Here is an 18,049-nt window from a genome sequence, read left to right as displayed (position 1 = left end):
TTTTTATTCACTCATCCACTCATCCACTCATCTGCTCACCTCAAAACTCCTCCGTCGTCAGCTCCTGCAGGGCCCGGCCGATATAGTGGGGAAGGGCGCCGGCGGTGAGGCCGGCCTGCCCGGTATGGACGGCGGCCAGGTCGGCGGCGCGGCCGTGGGCGTAGGTAGCCAGCAGGGCGGCGTCGAGCGGGGAGAGGCGCTTGTCGGCGCGCAGGGCCAATGCCAGGCCGGTGAGCACGTCGCCGGTGCCGCCGGTGGCCAGGCCGGGGTTGCCGGTGGTGTTGAAGTAGCGTTGCCCGTCGGGGGTGGCGAGGCAGGAGTAGGCCCCTTTCAGCAGCACGTAGCAGCGGTGGCGGCGGGCAAAGTCGCGCAGCAGCTCCAGGCGGTGGTAATCGTCGCGGGCGGGTTCGGTCAGGCGCTCAAACTCCTTGGGATGCGGCGTCAGCAGGGTATCGGGCGGCAAGAGGTCGAGCAGGGAGCGGTTGGCGCCGAGCAGGTTCAGGGCGTCGGCATCGAGTACCAGCGGCACCGGGGCGGTGCAGAGCAGCTCTTCCAGCACGGCGCGGGTAGCGTCGTCCTGCCCGATGCCCGGGCCCAGGCCCACGGCATTGTAGGGCTTCAAGTCCGGCAGCTCACTGAGTTCGTGCTTGTGGGCGTCGGCCAAGCACATGGCCTCGGGCACGGCGGTCTGGAGCACGGCGTAGCCCACGGCAGGTACCTGCACCGTGAGCAGGCCTACGCCGCCGTGCAGGCAGCTGCGGGCGGCCAGCACGGCCGCACCCAGCTTGCCGCGGCTGCCGGCCAGCAGCAGGGCGTGCCCGAAGGTGCCCTTGTGCGAGAACGTAGGCCGGGCGGGCAGTCGACCGGCCAGCAGCGTCACGTCAATGAGGTAGGTGTCGGTGTCGGCTTCGGCCAGAAACTGCGGGCTCAGGCCAATGGGCAGCGCCTGCCAGCGGCCCACGTAGCGGGCATTCTGGGGCAGCAGCAGGGCCAGCTTGGGCAGCTCGAAGGTGATGGTGTGCCGGGCCTGCACCACCGGGCTGTCGGCGGGCTGTGGGGCGTCGGCCAGCAGACCGGAGGGCAAATCGATGCTCACAATGCGGGCCTTGCTGGTATTCAGGTGCGCTACCAGGGCCGCGGCGGCGCCGGTCAGCGGCCGGTTCAGCCCGGTGCCAAACAGCGCGTCGACGACCACCGTGCCGGGCGCAACGGCGGGCAGCTGCGCCGGCGCCCACTCGGCCACGGGCACCGCGGCGGGCAGGCGCTGGCGGTTCAGCTCGAAGTCGGCCGAGTGCTTATCGGCGGGCAGCAGGGCCACTTGCACGCGGTAGCCGCCGTGGTGCAGCAGCCGGGCGGCCACCAGCCCGTCGCCGCCGTTGTTGCCGGGGCCGCACACGACCAGCACTTCGCCGGCTTCGGCGGGGGAGAGGCGCTGGCAAAACCAGTCGGTGAAGGCCGCGGCGGCGCGCTCCATCAAATCGGCGGAGCTAATGCCTTCCTGCTCGATGGTGGCGGCGTCGGCCTGGCGGGTCTGGGCAGCGGTGAGAAGCTTCATAAATCACGGATTGAGACGGATTTTACGGATTTGACTACGTCTTCCTTCGGTTCGCGGATTTTGTAGACGAATGGAGACTGGGCGGGTATGGCTGGCGCCGGTTTAACGAGCGAAGCGAGTGTAACCGGTGCCTAAAATCAGGCAGGCTTTCAGCCTGCGTCCGCCGCCTGAAAGGCCCCGCCCAGGCTGCCGTAGCAACGCCTCACGCAGGTTGAAAACCTGCGTTATGCCGGGCACCGGTTACACTCGCTTCGCTCATTAAACCGGCGCCAGCCGCTGTTGAATCCGGCGCGGCGCAAATACGTAGGTTTGCCTATATGCAACGCGCAATCCGCCTTCTGCCCGCTTTGCTGGGCTTTGCTGCCGCCTGCCAGTCGGACCCCCAGACTGCCCCGCCGCCCGCCGCCGCTTCAGCCGATAACGACGCCGCCGGCGGCTGGGCGGGAAAGGTCGATTCGCTGGCGGCCGCACAGCTGCCGCCGCTGGATAAGCCGCCGGGGCAGCTGCTGCAGGCCCGGCGCTGGCGCGACGCCAACGGGGAGAACGTGCTGGTGGTGTACCGGACCAAGCCGGTTGTCAAGGACCTGGCCGACACCGACATGGAGGGCCGCACCGTGGAGCTGTTTGCCCGCCAGTACGTGCGCGCGGCCGGTGGGCAGTACCAGGAGCTGTGGCGCCTGCAGGACGCCGTGCGCAACTGTCCCTTCGACCTCGACCTGGGCCCGCTGCCCGGCGCCACCCGCGTCACCGACCTCGACCACGACGGGCAGACCGAAACCACGCTCGTCTACAAGCTCAGCTGCCGCAGCGACGTGAGCCCCGCCGACCTCAAGCTCATCCTGCGCGAGGGCAAGGCCAAATACGCCCTGCGCGGCTACACCGTGGTGCAGTACGACTCGGTGCCGCTCACCCAGCGCGTGCCCGCCAACGCCTGCTGCCTCGATACCATCGGCCAGGCTGAGCTGGAGGAGCACTACGAGCTGGCCGCCGGCCGCTACGAGAATGAAAACGATTTCCGCGGGGCGCCGCGGGCGTTTCTGGGCTTTGCCCGCGCCCACTGGCGCCGCTACGTGGCCCGCGACCTGGACACCGGCGCCGACGCGGAGTAGCCCCAGGCATTTCCGAGTGAAAAGGCAGCGGCTGACATTCAACCGAGCTGTTTTCAATTGAAAATGTCCTGGTAAGACGTCGTACCAAGCCGTTTCAAGCTGAAAATTCCCTGGTTTGATGTTATACCGAGCTGTTTTCAATTGAAAATGTCCTGGTATGACGTCGTGCCGAGGCATTTTCGATTCAGAATGGCCTGGTATGACGTCATAACAGGCTGGCAGGGGGTATGCGGGCCTATTGCTGCGTATCCAGGGCTGGTTTGGGGGCCGAAGCACCGTCGGCGTTTAAACCGCCGGGCCCCCGAAACCGTTGCTATCAACTCCGTCATCAATTCCGAACCAAACCGCACCCCTATGTATACCTGGGCCGACGTCATCCGCGAAGCCAACAACGGCACTCCTGCCCCCGACCGCCGCGTCGAGAAAACCGACGCCGAGTGGCGCGAGCAGCTTACCGCCGAGCAGTACTACATCACGCGCCAGCACGGCACCGAGCGCGCCGGCACCGGCGAATACTGCGAAGCCCACGACCCCGGCCTGTACGCCTGCGTGTGCTGCGGCACGCCCGCGTACGACTCGCGCACCAAGTTCGAGTCGGGCACGGGCTGGCCGAGCTTCACCGAGCCGGTGAAAGACAACGTGGTGAAGTACAAGAAGGACACCAGCTTCGGCATGGTGCGCGTGGAAGTGCTCTGCAACGTGTGCGACGCCCACCAGGGCCACGTCTTCCCCGACGGCCCGCGCCCCTCGGGCCTGCGCTTCTGCATCAACTCGGCCGCCCTGAAGCTGGTGAGCGAAGAGCAGCCGGCCTAGTATCGTTCGGGCCGCTTGCGTAACTTAGAAGCCGGTGCGTCGTGCCAGACGTACCGGCTTTTCTGTGCCTTTATAGCGGCTTGATTTTATGACGCGTGAAGAATTTGTGGGGCAGCTGCGCCGGCTGCAGCCCCTGGCCGAAGCTGACCCGGCCGCTTACCGGCGGCGGGTGTGGTGGTGGGCGGTGCTCGGCTACGCGGGCGTCCTGGGCCTGCTGTTCGGCTCGGCCGGGCTGGTGGTGCTGGTACTGCTGCTGGGCTTTGCCGTCGGGGCCTCGGGGCTGATTATCAAGCTGGCGGCCATTCCGGCTTTCTTCGCCGGGAAGGTCTTCATGTCTATGTGGGTGAAGTTTGAGCCTCCTACCGGCCTGCGCCTGCGCCGCGCCGAAGCCGCCCCGCTGCTGGCGCTGCTAAACCAGCAGGCCCGGCAGCTGCGCGCGCCGCGCGTGCACCGGGTGCTGCTTTCCGGGGAGTTCAATGCCTCGGCCGTACAGGTACCGCGCCTGGGGCCGCTGGGCTGGTCGCGCAACTACGTGGTGGTGGGGCTGCCGCTGCTGCAGGCCCTCACGCCGGAGCAGGCCGCCGCCGTGGTAGCCCACGAGCTGGGCCACCTGCGTGGGGGCGACGGGCGCTTCGGGGCCTGGGTGTACCGCGTTGGGCAGACCTGGGCGCAGCTGATTCAGCAGCTGGAGCGGCAAGACCGCCAAAGCATGTTCTCGCGCTTCACGGCCTGGTACGTACCGCGCTTCGAGGCTTGGTCGCACCCGCTGCGGCGCACCCAGGAATTTGCCGCCGATGCCGCTGCGGCCCGGGTGACGAGTCCGGCCGCTATGGCTGCGGCCCTGTGCGCCCTGGTAGTGCGCGACGCTGCGCTTGATAAGCAGTACTGGGACCCGCTGGCCGCCCGGCTGGCGGAGCAGGCCGCGCCCCCCGCCGACTGCTTCAGCCAGTTGCTGCCCGTGGCCAAAACTGCCCGCCTGGAGGCCGAGGAAGAGCAGCGCCTGCTACGCGAAGCTTTCGAAGCCGACCCCGACCCGTTCAGCACCCACCCCACGCTGGGGGAACGGCTGCAGGCCCTGGGTCAGGCGCCGGCCGTACCCGCGCCGCCCGCTCACACGGCCGCCGAAGCTTGGCTGGGCGCGGCGCTGCCCCAGCTCACCGCCCAGCTCGACGCCCAGTGGCATACCGACCGCCGGGAAGTATGGGAGGCCCGCCACGCCGAGCTGCAGCGACAGTTGCAGCGCCTGCGCGAGCTGGACGCCCGCCACGCCGCCGGCGACGCTCTTACGCCCGACGAGCAGTGGGAGCGGGCCGATCTGACCGAAGACCACGTCGGCGGCCGGGAGGCTCTGCCCCTGTTTCAGGCGCTGATCGACGAGCCAAAGTGGCGAGTAGCCGCCTGCTTCTCGCTGGGCCGGGTGCTGACCAACCTCGATGACCCCGCCGGCCTGCCCTGGCTGCAGGAGGTGATGGACCAGGAACCCCAGTACGTGGCCGCCGGGCTGACCATTCAGGAAGCCTACTACCTGCGCCGGGGCGAGCGGGAAACCGTGCGCCAGCTCGGCGACGCCCAGTTGCGCCACGCCGACCAGTTCGACGAGGCCGCGGCTGAGCGCGAAGCTGTGCGCCCCGGCGACCTGTTGTTGGCCCACGGCCTGACGGCGGAGCAAGCGGACGCTCTGGTGGCTCAGTTGCGGCGGCCCGAGTATACCGTGGCTGAAGCCTGGCTGCTGCGCAAGCAGGTGAGGTACTTTACCCACAAGCCCCTGTACGTGCTGGTAGTAGCGCCACCCGCCGCCATGCAGCCCCGCCCCCTGGCCGACAGCCACGCCTGGGTACAACAGTTGGCCCGGGAGTTGGAACTGCCCGGCGAGACGTTTGTGGTGAGCACCGGCACCGGCAAGGACAACGCCTGGATCGAAAAAGCCGCCCGCCAGATGCCCGGCGCCGCGTTGACACTGCACTGACCCGCCACGGTCATGCTGCGTGCTATGCAGGCTGAGTGAGCTGGCCTACCCCAGTGGCTTCTACTGCGCCACCGGCCGGTACGGGTCGAGCTTGGCGTTTTCCATGAAACGGCCCGGGCTGGCCAGGGGCGTGAAGCCGAACTGGGCGTAGAGCGAGTGGGCGTCGCGGGTGCCGAGCATCCAGCGGCGCAGGCCCTGCAGCTCGGGGTGCTGGCTGATGTACTGCATCAGCCGCTTGCTGAGGCCCCGGCCCCGGAACTCCTCCAGCACGAACACGTCGCAGAGGTAGGCGAAGGTGGCGCGGTCGGAGATGATGCGGGCAAAGCCGGCCTGCCGGCCATCGGGGGCGTAAAGGCCGAAGCACAGGGAGTTGCGGATGCTGCGCTCCACCAGCTCCTGGCTGATGCCCGGCGCCCAGTAGGAATGATTGCTGAGGTAGTCGTGAATCAGGGCCACGTCGAGGCGGGCCGCGTCGGTGCTGATGGTGAACTGCTCGGAAGACATAGGGGCTGTCATGAGGCTGCCAAGGTAGCAAGCCGGTTTGAGCGTGAGGCCGGCAAGCCCCCTGACCGGTTGGGCAGAAGCGCGGCCGGCGGGTGTATGTCCTTGAGCAGCTTCACCCTGGGGCGGTACTCCGGCCCGGCGCGACGAATGCCGCAGCACTCCAATGCGGTACTAGGGTGGCCATCGGAGGGGAATTAGCGAAATTCGCCGCCCCGCGGGGCACCCGGTTTTCAGCGGCTGCGTTTGAAGCAGTCGGGAGCCGCCGCGGTTTCCAATCCATTCCCCGTTTTCCCCACCCGACCATGTCTTTGTTATTCACCGATTTTGCCTCCTGGCAGCAGCACTGCGCCAGTACCGGCGAAGCCCTCTGGCAGCCCGTGCTGGCCTACGAGATGGAGCAGAAGGGCCGCTCCGAGGCCGACATCTGGGACGGCCTGCAGCGCGCCTACGACGTGATGCGCGACGCGGTGCACACCGGCCTCACGACCGACATGACCTCGCGCTCGGGCATGATTAAGAACGGCGCCAAGAAAGTTGCCGCCTCGCCCGTCACCGTGTTGTCGCCCGAGTTTAAGATGCTCGTCACCCGCGCCCTCGGGGCCAAGGAAGTCAACTCCTGCATGGGCCGGGTGGTGGCCGCGCCCACGGCCGGGGCCTCGGGCATCCTGCCCGGCATCCTCACCACCGTGCAGGAGCTGCACCAGCTTGATGACCAAACCATCCTCGAAGGCCTGCTGATTGCGGCCGGCGTGGCCCTCATTATCGAGCAGAACGCCTCCCTGGCCGGGGCCGTGGGCGGCTGCCAGGCCGAAACCGGCTCGGCGGCGGCCATGGGCTCGGCGGCCATCGTGTACGCCCTGGGTGGCTCGGTGGAGCAGACCTTCGCCGCCGTAGCCATTACCATTCAGTGCATGCTCGGGCTGGTGTGCGACCCGGTGGCCGGGCTGGTGGAAGTGCCCTGCGTGGTGCGCAACGCCTCGGCCTCGGCCATTGCCTTCTCCTCCGCCCAGATTGCCATTGCCGGCGTCGACCCGGTCATTCCCGTCGACCAGTGCGTGGCGGCTCTGGGCGAAGTGGGGGAAAGCATGGAAACGCGCTACAAGGAAACCGCCCTGGGCGGCCTGGCCAATACCCCGCGCGCCCGCCAGATCGAGCAGAAGGTGCTGGTGCAGGACATCCAGATTCTGCCCGACCAGCCCGAGGCATAGGCCCTGGCGTAGGGCGGGCCGCTGGAGCCGCCAGCAGACAGCAGCTTTGTCCGGTCACGTTCGACCACAAAAAAGCCCTGCCGACACTGTCGGCAGGGCTTTTTTTACGCACCAACTGGGCTTTTACTGCTTCACCACGCGCACGGTGCCGGTTTGGCCGGCGCTGCTCAGGCGTAGCAGGTAGGTGCCGGCGGGCAGCTGCTGCACTTCGCGCAGCTCCACGCGCTGGGCTCCCGCGCCCAGCTGCACCGGCTGCCGCAGTACCACGCGGCCCAGGGCATCGTAGAGCAGCAGCTCGGTGGCGCCGGCCGCGGGGCTGGTCACGTCCACGCTCAGCTGCTGACCGAAGGGGTTGGGCAGGACCGACACCGCCAGCTTCACCCCGCCCTCAAACTGCACCGCCTTGGGCCCGAAGAAGGCCTCGGTGCCGTCCAGGTCCAGCTGGCGCAGGCGGTAGTAGCGCAGGCCTTGCTTGCCGGCTTCGCGGTCGAGAAACTGGTAGCGGCGGGCGGTAGTGGAGTTGGGGGCCTCGCTGGCCACGAAGCCCAGCCGGCGGAAGGTGCGCCCGTCCGTCGATACCTGCACCTCGAAGCCCCGGTTGTTTTTCTCCTGGGCCGTCGTCCACGTCAGCAGGGCGTCAGCTCCTTGGCGCTTGGCCTCGAAGCTGGTCAGGCTCACCGGCAGCGGCGTGGCGCTGCTGCCCAGGGTCCACAGGGAGAGGTGGTTCAGGCCGTTCAGCGTCACGGTGTTGGCCGCCGCGTCGCGGCTGGTGAAGCCTTCCTGGCGCCAGCCACCGGGCACGCCCGCGTTGCTGAACAAGGTCAGCTCGGCTTCCGGGAGGCCGTGCAGCTCGTAGCCCGAATCCGCGTAGCCGAACACCATATCCACGTTCAGATTGGTGTCGACGGCGGGCTGGATGTCGTACTGGCGGCGGATGCTGGTGCTGTTCGACATGCCGTACATGGGCTTACCGGTGCGGCGCAGCACGGTGGTGAGGCCGGGCAGGCTGGCCCCGCCGGTGCTGCGGGCGGTCAGCGTCAGGCCCAGGCCGCCGAAGTCGGAGCTGGCCCCGTCGGTGCCGAGCGTGGCGCTGCTCACCACGTTGCCCAGCACGAAGCTGCTGGCCGTTTCCGAAATCGTGCCGGCCAGCGTGAGCTGGTAGGTGGTAGCGGGCGAGTAGGTCTTGAAGATGCCGCTGGTCATGGTCAGGCTGCCGGCAATGGTCTGGTTGCCCACCACCCGCAGCGTATCGGCCGATTTGTTCACCGTCACGTTGTTGAAGCTCAATGTGCCGGTCAGCGTCTGGGCCGCGCCGCCCCGGAAGAGGACCGTGCCGCCCGAGAACGTGGCCGTGCCGTTGTTGGTCAGGTCACCCCAGACGCGCAGGTTGCTGGCGCTGTGCGTGAGCGTGGCCCCGCTGGCAATGGTGAGCGACTTCACGTCGTAGCCGCCCGACAGCGTCGGCAGCACCGGGTAGCGGGCCAGGCCGCCCGGAATCAGCGCGTTGATGGTCTGGTCCGGCACGCAGGCCGACCAGTTGCCGGCCGTGTTCCAGTCCGTCGATACCGCGCCGGTCCAGGTGCTGGTTTCTGTCGTCGTCACCGAGAAGTTGTTGGTCACCGCGCAGTTGGTGGTGTTGTCGGTGGTCGTCAGGGTGTAGCCGTTGGCGCCCAGCGGGGCGTTGCTCACCGTAAACGTCGAGGTGCCGCCGCTGACCACCGGGCCGGTGATGGTGGCGCCGGCCGGGCCGGTCAGGGTGCTGACGGCGCCACTGACCGGGTCGGTAATTTCCAGCGTCCAGTTCACCAGCGTCCCCGAAAGCAGGGAAGCATCGTCGAACACGCGCAACGTCCAGGTGCCGTTGATAGCGGCCCCGTTCAGGGCCGCGGCCGGCAGGGCGTAGGAGCCCACGGCCGGGGCGGTGGCGGTGGTGCTTTCGGGGCGGTAGGTGCCGGTGAAGGGGGCGGTGGTGTTGCCCGTCGAGCCGATGACGTTGGTAGCGGCCGTGCTCAGCACCGTGTTGGTGTAGTTGTCACCCGAGCCGCCGTTGTCGGTGGTCAGCTCCAGCGTGCCGGCCCCGTTCGGTCCCACCAGGTACACGTCCACGTCTTCGAGGTAAGCGTGGTTGATGTTGAGCCGGACCCGGATAAGGCTGCTGCTGCTGATGACGGCGCCAGCCGGGGCCCCGCTCAGCGTTACCGTCGAGGTAGCGCCCGTGGTGCTGTTGTCGGGAATGGCGGCGTTCGGGGCGGCCGTGCCCGAGTAAGTATTCACCGCCGCCGATACCGTGAACGACGTGCCCGCGCAGTTTTCCGTTGGGGCCGTCACCACCACGGCCGGGGCCAGCGGCACGGTCCGCGTTTCGGTGCGGGTGTCGTTGCCGGTATTGCCGTCGGCGGGGGTAGTGGCACTCAGGGCGAAGGTATAGGTGCCCGAGGTGCTCATGCTCAGCGCGGTGGTCAGCGTCACGTCCTGGGTGGCGTTGGCGGCCAGCGTCCCGGTGCTGAGCGTGGTCGTGTACGTCTGGGTAGCGGCGCCCGTCACGTTCACCGTCACGGTCACTGGGTCAGTGCTGAGGTTCAGGGGCTGGGTGCCCGCGTTCTGGACGCGCACCGTCACCGTCTGCGGGCCGCTGACGCAGCTGTTCAGGGTGCTGGCCGGGCTGAGCAGGGCCACGGCGGCCACGTCTACCTGCGGCGCATTGATGCCCACGGTGACCGTGGCGCTGGCCAGGTTGGCGGCCGTAGCCGGGCAGCTGGCGTCATTCAGGGCCGTCAGTGCGTAGGTCGTCGGGCTCGAAAGCGCGCCGGTGCTGAAGGTATAGGGGTTGGTGCTCGTATTGGTGACCGTCTGCGGGTTGGCGCCGTTGGTGGTGTAGGTAAACGTCCACGGACCGGTACCCGTCAGGGCAATGGTCACGGTAGCCGCCTGGCCGGGGTCGACGGTCGGGGGCGTGCTGGTCACGGTGGCCGTCGGGCCGGGGTTGACGGTCACGTTCACGGCCGTCGTGGTGGCGCAGCTGCTCACGTTGTCGGTGGTCGTGAGCGTGTAGGCGTTGGCGCCCGTCGGGGCGTTGTTGACGGTGAAGGTGGCGGTATTGCCGCTGACCACCGGGCCGGTGATGGTGGCGCCGGCCGGGCCGGTCAGGGTGCTGGTCGTCGGGTTGGTTTCCGAAATCTGCAACGACCAGTTGGCCAGCGTGCCAATGTCGCCGGAGACATCGTCGAACACCCACAGCGTCCAGGTGCCGTTGACAGCGGCCCCGTTCAGGGCCGCGGCTGGCAGCGTGTAGGAGCCAAGCGTGGGGGCGGTGGCGGTGGTGCCTTCGGGGCGGTAGGTGCCGGTGAAGGGGGCGGTGTTATTGCCGGGCGGGCCGATGACGTTGGTGGCAGCCGTGCTCAGCACCGTGTTGGTGTAGTTGAGGCCCGAGCTGCCGTTGTCGGTGGTCAGCTCCAGCGTGCCGGCCCCGTTCGGCCCCACCAGGTACACGTCCACGTCGCTGTCGAAGGTGTGGTTGATGTTGAGCGTGACCTTGATAACGCTGTTGTTGCTGACAACGGCGCCGGCCGGGGCCCCGCTCAGCGTCACCGTCGACGACACGCCCGTGGTGCTGTTGTCCGGGATGCCGGCGGTCGGGGCGGCCGTGGCGCTGATATCGTAGCTGGTGCTGGTAGCCGCCGCGGCCACCGTAAACGAGTTGCCTTCGCACACGCTGGTCGGGGCTGTTACGCTCACCGCCGGCGTCGGGCTGACGGTGACGGTAACCGTCTGGGTAATCGTGCACGAGCCGCTGACGCCGGTTACGGTGTAGGTGGCCGTCTGCGTCGGGTTGGCCGTCACCGTCGCGCCGGTGGTGGTAGCCAGGGCGCCGCCGGTGGTGCTGGTCCAGCTATACGTATAAGCGGTGCCGCTGCTGGCCGTCAGCGTTACCGGCGAGCCGCCGCACACCGGCGTAACGGGCGACGCCACGATGGTAATGGCCTCCGGCACGGTCACGGTGACGGTCTGGCTGTAGGCGTCGTTGCTGGCCGTCGGGTCGGCCGAATAGGCCGTCGTGGCCGCGAAGGTGTAGCTGCCGCTGGTCGTTACGGTGTAGGTGCCCACCGCAAAATCGGCCGTAGCGCCGGCGGCCAGGGTACCGGAGTAGGTGCCCGTCAGCGTCTGCGTCGAGTTGTCGGGGAAGGTGATGGTAACCGCTACCGGGATGGGCAGCGCGGTGGCCGTACTGCCGAAGTTCCGGATGGTCACCTGCACTGGCTGGGTGCCGGCGTAGCAGTTGGCCGCGCCCGGCTGCACCAGCGCCGTAATGCCCACGTCCTGGGTGGGCAGGTTAAACTCGTCGGCCCCGATGTCGGGCGTGGAGGCGTTGCGGGCCTGGCTGTCGAAGTCGGTTGTCACGCTTACCGGCGTGGCCTTGCCGTTCAGGTCCGGGGCCGTCGGCTGGGTGTTATCGATGTGCAGGTTGGTGGCCGAGACGAAGGGCGGCAGCTTGCTGATCGAGTTGGCGTCCTGGCCCGTGCCGGTGGTGGCGTCCTGCAGCTGAGGCAGGGTGCGGTTGCCGCCGCTGAAGTAGGCCACTACGTTCTGCGTCCCGCTGACGTAGTAGTCGTTGTAGTTGCTGACGGTGTACGCCGTCTTGGGCGCGTCGCTCACAAACGCGTAGTTGGCGGTGGAGCTGTTGCTGCCCGTCAGGGTGTTGGCGAAGATGTTGTTGCGCACATCCAGGCCGGTAGCCCCGCTGGCCACGTAGAACGCCGCCGACAGCGCCCCGCTGCTGCTGGTGTAGCTGCCGGCCAGGTTCACGGAGTTGTAGTAGAAGCTCAGGCCGCTCTGCGCCGTCGAGCCCGCCACGAAAATGCCAATCGGCCCCCAGCGACCCGTGACGTTGCTCACGGCGTTGTTGCTGAGCGTGACGTTGGCGTTGGCCGTGCCGGTATTCACAACCAGGGCGTAGCCCGCCGGCACATAGTCGGTGTCGGTGCTATTGGTCGACAGCCCGCTGATGGTATTGCCGTTGATGGTGGCATTCTGTACGCCCGTACTCAGAACCAGCCCGTACGCGTCGTAGGTCCCGAACGTGTTTGAGATGGTAATGTCCGTGACGACGTTGTTGGTCAGTGTCAGGCCCGGGGTATACGCGGCGAGTAGGCCGTACAGGGGCCGGTCGGTGCTCGTGGCCACGTTGCGCACCGTATTGCCGCTCACGCTGGCGCCCACGGCGTAGGCCAGGCGCATCCCGAAGCCGGTGATGTTAGTGGCGGCAGCAGCCGTAGCCGGCCCGACCACGTTGCCCGTAACCACGAGGCCGTCGAGGCCGCCGGCCGAGGTAGCCGTCGTGCCCGACACGTAGATGCCCATGTAGCAGGTCGTAATGGCGTTGTTCTGCAGGGTCAGGTAGTCGTTGTCGGCGCCGGTACCGGAGGTGCTGACGCTGCTGCCGCCGACGAAAATGCCGAAGCTGTTGACCGAGTTGGAGCCGGCGGCCAGGTTCAGGTTCAGCAGCTGGTCGTAGGTGGCCCCGGCCCCGGTGCCCAGGCTTTTCACCCAGATGGCCACCGCGCTGGCGCTGGTATTGGAGTTGGTGATGCTCAGGTCGCGCGTGGTGCCGCCCGGCGCGTTCGAGCCGTCGATGGTGACGTAGTCGGCCCCGTTGAGCACGATAGCGCCCGAGCTGGCCGCGCTGCCGCTGATGCTGGCCGTCACGCCGCTGGCGGGCTTGATGGTGAGGCGGTGGGTGGCGTCGGCGCCCGCAATGACGCCCAGCGTCAGCGGGAAGGTTTCACCGTTGGCGGTGTTGTACACCGTCGTGGCCGCCTGGTTGATGAGCGAGAACGTAACGCCCGTCGCGCCGGCCGTCGTGTTGTCGATACCGCGCAGGGTCAGGTCGCTGATGGCGGCCGTCAGCGTGGGGTACTGGCCGCCCACGCCCACGGAGTAGGTGCCGTTGAGCGGCGCGGCGATGGTACGGGCGGCCGCCGGGCCACTCCGCGTAATGGCCGGCGTGCTGGCGGCCGTGTAGCTGGTGCCCGCCACGTCGATGGCCGTCGGCACCGAGGCCACCGTATTGCCGGGCGTGGCCGTGGCCGTGATGTCGTAGGCCAGCCAGAAATAATTGTCGCCGGTCGGCAGCGCGGCGGGCGTGGTCAGCGTCAGCGTGTAGCTGCCGGCGATGGTGCCCGTCGTGGCCACCAGCGTGGTCGTGGCAAATGTGGCGCTGCTGCCCGTGCTGTACAGGCGGGCGTTGGTGATGTCGGCCGCGCTGGTACTGCCCAAGTCAAAGGTAATGCTGTTGAGCGTCAGGGCACTGCCGCTGTTGCCGGCCGTATTCACGTTCAGCCCCGTCACCTGCTGGTTGACCTGGCCGCGGTAGGTAGTGGCCCCGTTCTGGGTGTACGTGAGGCTGCTCACCGAGCGGGGCGTGCCGGCGGCGGTAGCCTGCGAGCCGGTGAGGGCGCTGGAAGGCACTTCGGCCACGGCCAAGACCCGGAAATAATAGGTAGTACCCGGCGTGAGGCCCGTCAGGTTCAGCGAGTAAGCCGTGCCGGTACCCGCCGTAGTCGTGCTGGTGATGGTGCCGCCCGTCGGGGTCGTAAACGTGATGTTGTCCGTCGACTGCTGCACCAGGAACTTGGTTTCCGTCGTCGAGTTATCGGTGAAGCCGAGCGTCAGGCCCGTACCGGTGACGTTGGCAAACGTCAGCGTGGTGGGGGCCGCCGGCTGCGGGGCCGCGAAAGAAAAAATCAGTCCGGATGGCGGCAGGGAGGTAGTGGATAGTACCGCGCTGCTGGTGTTGGCCGTGCCGGGCGTGGAGCTGGCCCAGGCGTTGGCGGTGATGATGCGGTTTTTATAGTCGCTGTTGGTAGCGCCGCGCAGGCCCACCTGGGCCGAGCCGCTGGTGGCGGGGGAGCCGGTAGTAGGGCCAGTACCGTACACAATGCTGATGGTGTTGTCCTCCTTCAGCCGGATCTGGAAGTTGAGCTGCACGTAAGCGGTGCTCGACAAGGCATAGGGCCGGAACTTGCTCCACTGGATTACAAACTCCCGGTTGGGAGCCGTGCCCACGGTCTGGACCTGAATGTCGCCGGTTGCTACCGCGTTCAGGTCGATGCCCACGGCCGAAATGGCGCCGGCATAAGCCGTAGTGGCGCTGATGGGCGTGTAGCTTGATGAACTAGGGGCGGTGGTGCCGAACGTGATAAAGCCGTTGGTCGAGACGTTGCAGCTGGTGTAGCCGGTGCCGTTGAAGTAGAACGTAAACGGCAGGGTACCCGACGCGTAAATGGTGTTGTCGAGCGAGCCACCAACACTAGTGGATGAGGTAGCAGTACCCAGGACGGTGCCACTAATGGGCGCATAGGTTCCGCTGCCTTGCGAGAAGGCGTAATTCGTTACGCTCTGCGCCCAGGTGGCCGGGCCGCTCAGTAGCGCAAGCAACAGTAAGGTCAGGCCGCCGAACCAGCGGTGGCCGGCGTCCCGCACTCGTTTGGAAAGTGGTTGCCTGTCAGTGAATAAGTGTGTCTGCATTGAAGGAAAGTGAGGTGAGCAAAGGGCAAAAAAGTATCGGGCACCTGTTCGGAGCCGGGTGGATGCTGGAAGTAAGCAGCGGGGTGATTAGGAGCCCGATGGGGTGCAGGCCTCACCCAAGCCGCGAAAAGCGGCTATGAAGTAGGTGGAAATGTGACGATAGAAAGAGCTGAGTGGGTGGGACTCGGCCGCCGAACGAGAAGCCGGGCCAATCATTCGGCAACATATCGAGCAATTTATTCATCTGCCAGCACAAAAACCAGTCCGGTCTTTATGATTATTTGCACGGTTTGCCCCAAGAATCCAACGAATATCCGAGTAAATACCTACTGCGCCGCGCTGCCGAAAAGCAACCGGACCAGTTGACTTTCCGGCCGCAGCCGCGGTGGGCTGGGGTGATGTCTGGTGGCCGATACCGTTAAAATGCATAGACCTGACAGGTAGTATTTCATTGGTAAGAAACAGTCTGCCAAGGTAGTTGATAATTGCTATGGAAGGCAGCCAACGTTTCGTCGTGCCAGCGCCACAGTAGGAGGTAGGCCAGCGCCCGACATCCCCCGAAGATGTGGTTGGTACTACTGATTTCTGGCCTGCTCCTTGTTCCGCCTCTGCTACCAACGAAAACAAAATTCTGCTCCCGATGACCCGCTTCCAAACGTCTGCTTCCTCTCTTCAAATCCTGCTGCTGGGCGGTGCCCTGCTGGGCCTGGCCAGCTGCTCGGCCAGCCGCGTTTCCATGGTGGTGCCCGCCCCGCTGGCGGCCGCCGCGCCGCTGCCCGTCACCGGCAAGCAGGGCTTCCGGCACAGCTACCAGTTTGGCGAGTTTGCCACCGTCCGGGTCAAGCAGGGCTGGCTGAGCACGTCCTCCTGGGGCTTTGGCAGCTGGCTGGCCCCCGTGTGGCTCGACCAGACCCGCGCCAAGCAGAAAAGCTCGTTTACCATGCAGCCGGTGGCGGGCACCACCTGGCAGGCCCGGTGCGCCTACTTCAGCCACAGCGACGACATGCGGGTGATGCCCGGGCCCAACAGCCGCACCAGTATCAGCCTCTACAGCGAGGAAATGTTCAGCAGCGTCATCCAGGCCCCCAACCAGCCGGTGTGGCAGCTGCTGCTCGAAAGCAAGAACCAGCTCGGCGACCGGCCGCAGTTCGCCCGCGGCACGCTCTCCAACGGGGACTACTGGCTGGAAGTGCGCCCCATCTCCCAACTGCTGCGCCGCGACGGTCGCCCCATGAACATGCCCTTCGGCGCCCCCGTCGGCTACGAGTTCGTGGAAGCCGATGGCGCGGTGGTGGCCGCCGTGGAGCTGATGGGCCGCGGCCGGGTGTGGGTGGAGCCCACGCTCACGCCCGCGCTGAAAGGCCCGGTGGCCACGGCCGTTACGGCCATGCTCATTCGGCAGCAGGCCATGTAACCCCCGAACCCACCCACGCTGTTGCGTCTCGGTAGCGCGGCAGGCACCACCCCCTGTACCGAACAGATGAGCCAGGCACCGTAGGAGGGTGACCTGGCTCATTTTCGTTGCTGGCGGCGGTTGGCGCGTCTACTTCTTCGGCCGCTCCTTCCACTGCTGCCGGAACGACTTCGGCGCCAGCTTAATGGCGTCGCGGCGCTTGCTCCAGCCTACCTGGCCGAGCAGCCGGTCGAGCACCCAGTTCTTGGCCGCGGTGGGGGCCACGCCCCAGGTCCAGCGGTGCTTCATGCCGTAGAGCCAGAGCTTGATGCCGCGCTCCTCCTCCTTGTCGTTCAGGTGCTCCCGCACCGACTGCTGGCGGTTGAGCAGCAGGATGTTGTGAATCGGGATGCGGACGGGGCACACCGACGAGCAGGCCCCGCACAGCGACGAGGCGTAGCTCAGGTGCTTGTTTTCCTCGAAGCCGGCCAGGTGCGGGGTAATGACCGAGCCGATGGGCCCGGAGTAGGTGGCCTCGTAGGTGTGGCCGCCGATGTTCTTGTACACCGGGCACACGTTCAGGCAGGCGCCGCAGCGGATGCACTGCAGGGCCTCGCGCTTATCGGGCTGGGCCAGCAGGTTGGTGCGGCCGTTGTCGAGCAGCACCACGTACATTTCCTCGGGGCCGTCCTTTTCCAGCGGCTGGCGCGGGCCCAGGTACACGGTGTTGTACACCGTCAGCTGCTGGCCGGTGCCGCTGGTGCTCAGCAGGGGCCAGAACAGGTCCAGGTCCTGCAGCGAGGGAATCAGCTTTTCGATGCCAACCACGGCAATGTGGGTGCGCGGGAAGGTGGCCGAGAGGCGGGCGTTGCCCTCGTTTTCGGTCACGGCCACGCCGCCCACGTCGGCCACCAGGAAGTTGCCGCCCGTAATGCCCACTTCGGCGGCGGTGTACTTGCCGCGCAGCAGCTTGCGGGCCGTGGCCACCAGCTTCTGCGCGTCGTCGGTGGGCTCGATGTGCAGGTGCTTGACGAAGATGTCGGCAATGTCCTTCTTCGACAGGTGCATGGCCGGCGTGACGATGTGGTAGGGCCGCTCCCCGTTGAGCTGCACGATGTACTCACCCAGGTCCGTTTCCACCGATTCCACCCCGTTCTGCTCCAGGAAGTGATTGAGGTGAATTTCCTCGGTGGTCATGCTCTTGGCCTTCACCACGGTGCGGGCCCGCTTGCGCGCCACAATCTTGCCGATTTCCGTCAGCGCCTCCTTGGCGTCCTGGGCCCAGATGACGCGGCCGCCGCGCTTGGTGAAGTTTTCCTCCCACCGCAGCAGGTACTGGTCAAGATTGTTGACAATCTGCGACTTGCGGTAAGCGGCGCGGGAGCGGGCCAGCTCATGGTCGCGGTACCAGCCCAGGCCGGTCTGCACGGCCGCGTTGTACTTGCCGATGTTGAAGCGAATCTTGCGCCGGTGCTCCAGATCGAAAGCCTTCGAGTCGGAATCGGTCAGAAATTGCGCAGCTTTACCCGAAGAAATCATAAGGTCAATTACCTGAAAATGAGTCCGCCCCGGCGGGAACAGTCATGGCGCTACCTCGCATTCCGACGCCCTTGCCCTACGCGGGCTTTGCCGTTCCGGTCGACCGGATTGACTACCGGACTTTCCTGCTGGGGTTTGTCCCGGTGCATTCCCACAACAGCCTAAGCCCGGAGTTGGTGCTTTTCCCGGGGCACATGGCCATCAAGTCCATCCGGATGAGCCAGTACGAATATACTGCCTTGCGGGAAGTCCGGTACCGGCCCGAACAGTTTCTGAGTCGCTCCAAAATCGAGCTGCGCTTCCAGGATGGGGCCCGGTATACCCTGACGCTGGCCTCCCCGGCCGTCGAGCGGGATTTTCTGCAGTTTCTGCAGGCCGGCGGCGCCCCGCTCACGCCCGCAGCGCTGCAGCACCTGGCTTAATGGCTAAATGGTTGGA

10 protein-coding genes are annotated in these 18,049 nt (G+C 66.7%); 6 read left to right on the top strand and 4 right to left on the bottom strand.

The window, feature by feature from the left end; all coding sequences use genetic code 11:
• Window positions 1–40: 40 nt before the first annotated feature.
• Window positions 41–1,555, bottom strand: a complete 1,515-nt coding sequence (locus tag EJV47_RS02350) for an NAD(P)H-hydrate dehydratase (RefSeq protein WP_126691526.1) — start codon at window positions 1,553–1,555, stop codon at window positions 41–43.
• Between the two features lie 317 nt (window positions 1,556–1,872).
• Here EJV47_RS02350 and EJV47_RS02345 point away from each other — a divergent pair, with 317 nt between their 5' ends.
• From EJV47_RS02345 to EJV47_RS02335, 3 genes are all read left to right on the top strand, one after another.
• Window positions 1,873–2,664 (top strand): M949_RS01915 family surface polysaccharide biosynthesis protein, encoded by a 792-nt coding sequence (locus EJV47_RS02345; RefSeq protein WP_126691525.1) that lies wholly within the window; start codon window positions 1,873–1,875, stop codon window positions 2,662–2,664.
• Between the two features lie 354 nt (window positions 2,665–3,018).
• Window positions 3,019–3,477, top strand: a complete 459-nt coding sequence (gene msrB / locus EJV47_RS02340) for a peptide-methionine (R)-S-oxide reductase MsrB (protein ID WP_126691524.1) — start codon at window positions 3,019–3,021, stop codon at window positions 3,475–3,477.
• 88 nt (window positions 3,478–3,565) lie between these two features.
• Window positions 3,566–5,443 carry a M48 family metallopeptidase gene (locus tag EJV47_RS02335; RefSeq protein WP_126691523.1) on the top strand — a complete coding sequence of 626 codons (1,878 nt, stop codon included), beginning with the start codon at window positions 3,566–3,568 and terminating at the stop codon, window positions 5,441–5,443.
• Window positions 5,444–5,503: 60 nt separating this feature from the next.
• On the opposite strand, the gene EJV47_RS02330 is transcribed toward EJV47_RS02335, so the two are convergent.
• Window positions 5,504–5,947 carry a GNAT family N-acetyltransferase gene (locus tag EJV47_RS02330; RefSeq protein WP_126691522.1) on the bottom strand — a complete coding sequence of 148 codons (444 nt, stop codon included), beginning with the start codon at window positions 5,945–5,947 and terminating at the stop codon, window positions 5,504–5,506.
• Window positions 5,948–6,249: 302 nt separating this feature from the next.
• On the opposite strand from EJV47_RS02330, the gene sdaAA reads away from it, so the two are divergent.
• The gene (gene sdaAA, locus EJV47_RS02325) at window positions 6,250–7,155 is read left to right on the top strand and encodes an L-serine ammonia-lyase, iron-sulfur-dependent, subunit alpha (RefSeq protein WP_126691521.1); all 906 of its coding nucleotides are present in this window, start codon (window positions 6,250–6,252) and stop codon (window positions 7,153–7,155) included.
• Window positions 7,156–7,278: 123 nt separating this feature from the next.
• On the opposite strand, the gene EJV47_RS02320 is transcribed toward sdaAA, so the two are convergent.
• On the bottom strand, window positions 7,279–14,589 hold the full coding sequence (locus EJV47_RS02320) for a proprotein convertase P-domain-containing protein (RefSeq protein ID WP_165903583.1): 7,311 nt from the start codon (window positions 14,587–14,589) through the stop codon (window positions 7,279–7,281).
• 730 nt (window positions 14,590–15,319) lie between these two features.
• Between EJV47_RS02320 and EJV47_RS02315 the strand changes: the two genes are divergently transcribed.
• Window positions 15,320–16,093: a hypothetical protein gene (locus EJV47_RS02315; RefSeq protein ID WP_126691519.1), complete on the top strand. Its 774-nt coding sequence runs from the start codon at window positions 15,320–15,322 to the stop codon at window positions 16,091–16,093.
• A gap of 129 nt (window positions 16,094–16,222) precedes the next feature.
• Here EJV47_RS02315 and EJV47_RS02310 read toward each other — a convergent pair whose 3' ends face one another.
• Window positions 16,223–17,611 (bottom strand): LutB/LldF family L-lactate oxidation iron-sulfur protein, encoded by a 1,389-nt coding sequence (locus EJV47_RS02310; protein ID WP_126691518.1) that lies wholly within the window; start codon window positions 17,609–17,611, stop codon window positions 16,223–16,225.
• 44 nt (window positions 17,612–17,655) lie between these two features.
• On the opposite strand from EJV47_RS02310, the gene EJV47_RS28350 reads away from it, so the two are divergent.
• Complete coding sequence (locus EJV47_RS28350) at window positions 17,656–18,033, top strand: hypothetical protein (RefSeq protein WP_126691517.1); 378 nt, start codon at window positions 17,656–17,658, stop codon at window positions 18,031–18,033.
• The last annotated feature ends 16 nt before the right edge of the window (window positions 18,034–18,049 follow it).

Origin of the sequence: Hymenobacter gummosus, from assembly GCF_003970915.1 — a bacterium.
GTDB classification, from domain to species: domain Bacteria; phylum Bacteroidota; class Bacteroidia; order Cytophagales; family Hymenobacteraceae; genus Solirubrum; species Solirubrum gummosum.
This window is presented reverse-complemented; position numbering and strand designations above follow the sequence as displayed.

Coding starts and splice junctions, on each gene's coding strand:
- EJV47_RS02350 (WP_126691526.1), bottom strand. CDS start 1,555: ATGAAGCTTCTCACCGCTGCCCAGACCCGCCAGGCCGACGCCGCCACC.
- EJV47_RS02315 (WP_126691519.1), top strand. CDS start 15,320: ATGACCCGCTTCCAAACGTCTGCTTCCTCTCTTCAAATCCTGCTGCTG.
- msrB (WP_126691524.1), top strand. CDS start 3,019: ATGTATACCTGGGCCGACGTCATCCGCGAAGCCAACAACGGCACTCCT.
- sdaAA (WP_126691521.1), top strand. CDS start 6,250: ATGTCTTTGTTATTCACCGATTTTGCCTCCTGGCAGCAGCACTGCGCC.
- EJV47_RS02310 (WP_126691518.1), bottom strand. CDS start 17,611: ATGATTTCTTCGGGTAAAGCTGCGCAATTTCTGACCGATTCCGACTCG.
- EJV47_RS02345 (WP_126691525.1), top strand. CDS start 1,873: ATGCAACGCGCAATCCGCCTTCTGCCCGCTTTGCTGGGCTTTGCTGCC.
- EJV47_RS02330 (WP_126691522.1), bottom strand. CDS start 5,947: ATGTCTTCCGAGCAGTTCACCATCAGCACCGACGCGGCCCGCCTCGAC.
- EJV47_RS28350 (WP_126691517.1), top strand. CDS start 17,656: ATGGCGCTACCTCGCATTCCGACGCCCTTGCCCTACGCGGGCTTTGCC.
- EJV47_RS02335 (WP_126691523.1), top strand. CDS start 3,566: ATGACGCGTGAAGAATTTGTGGGGCAGCTGCGCCGGCTGCAGCCCCTG.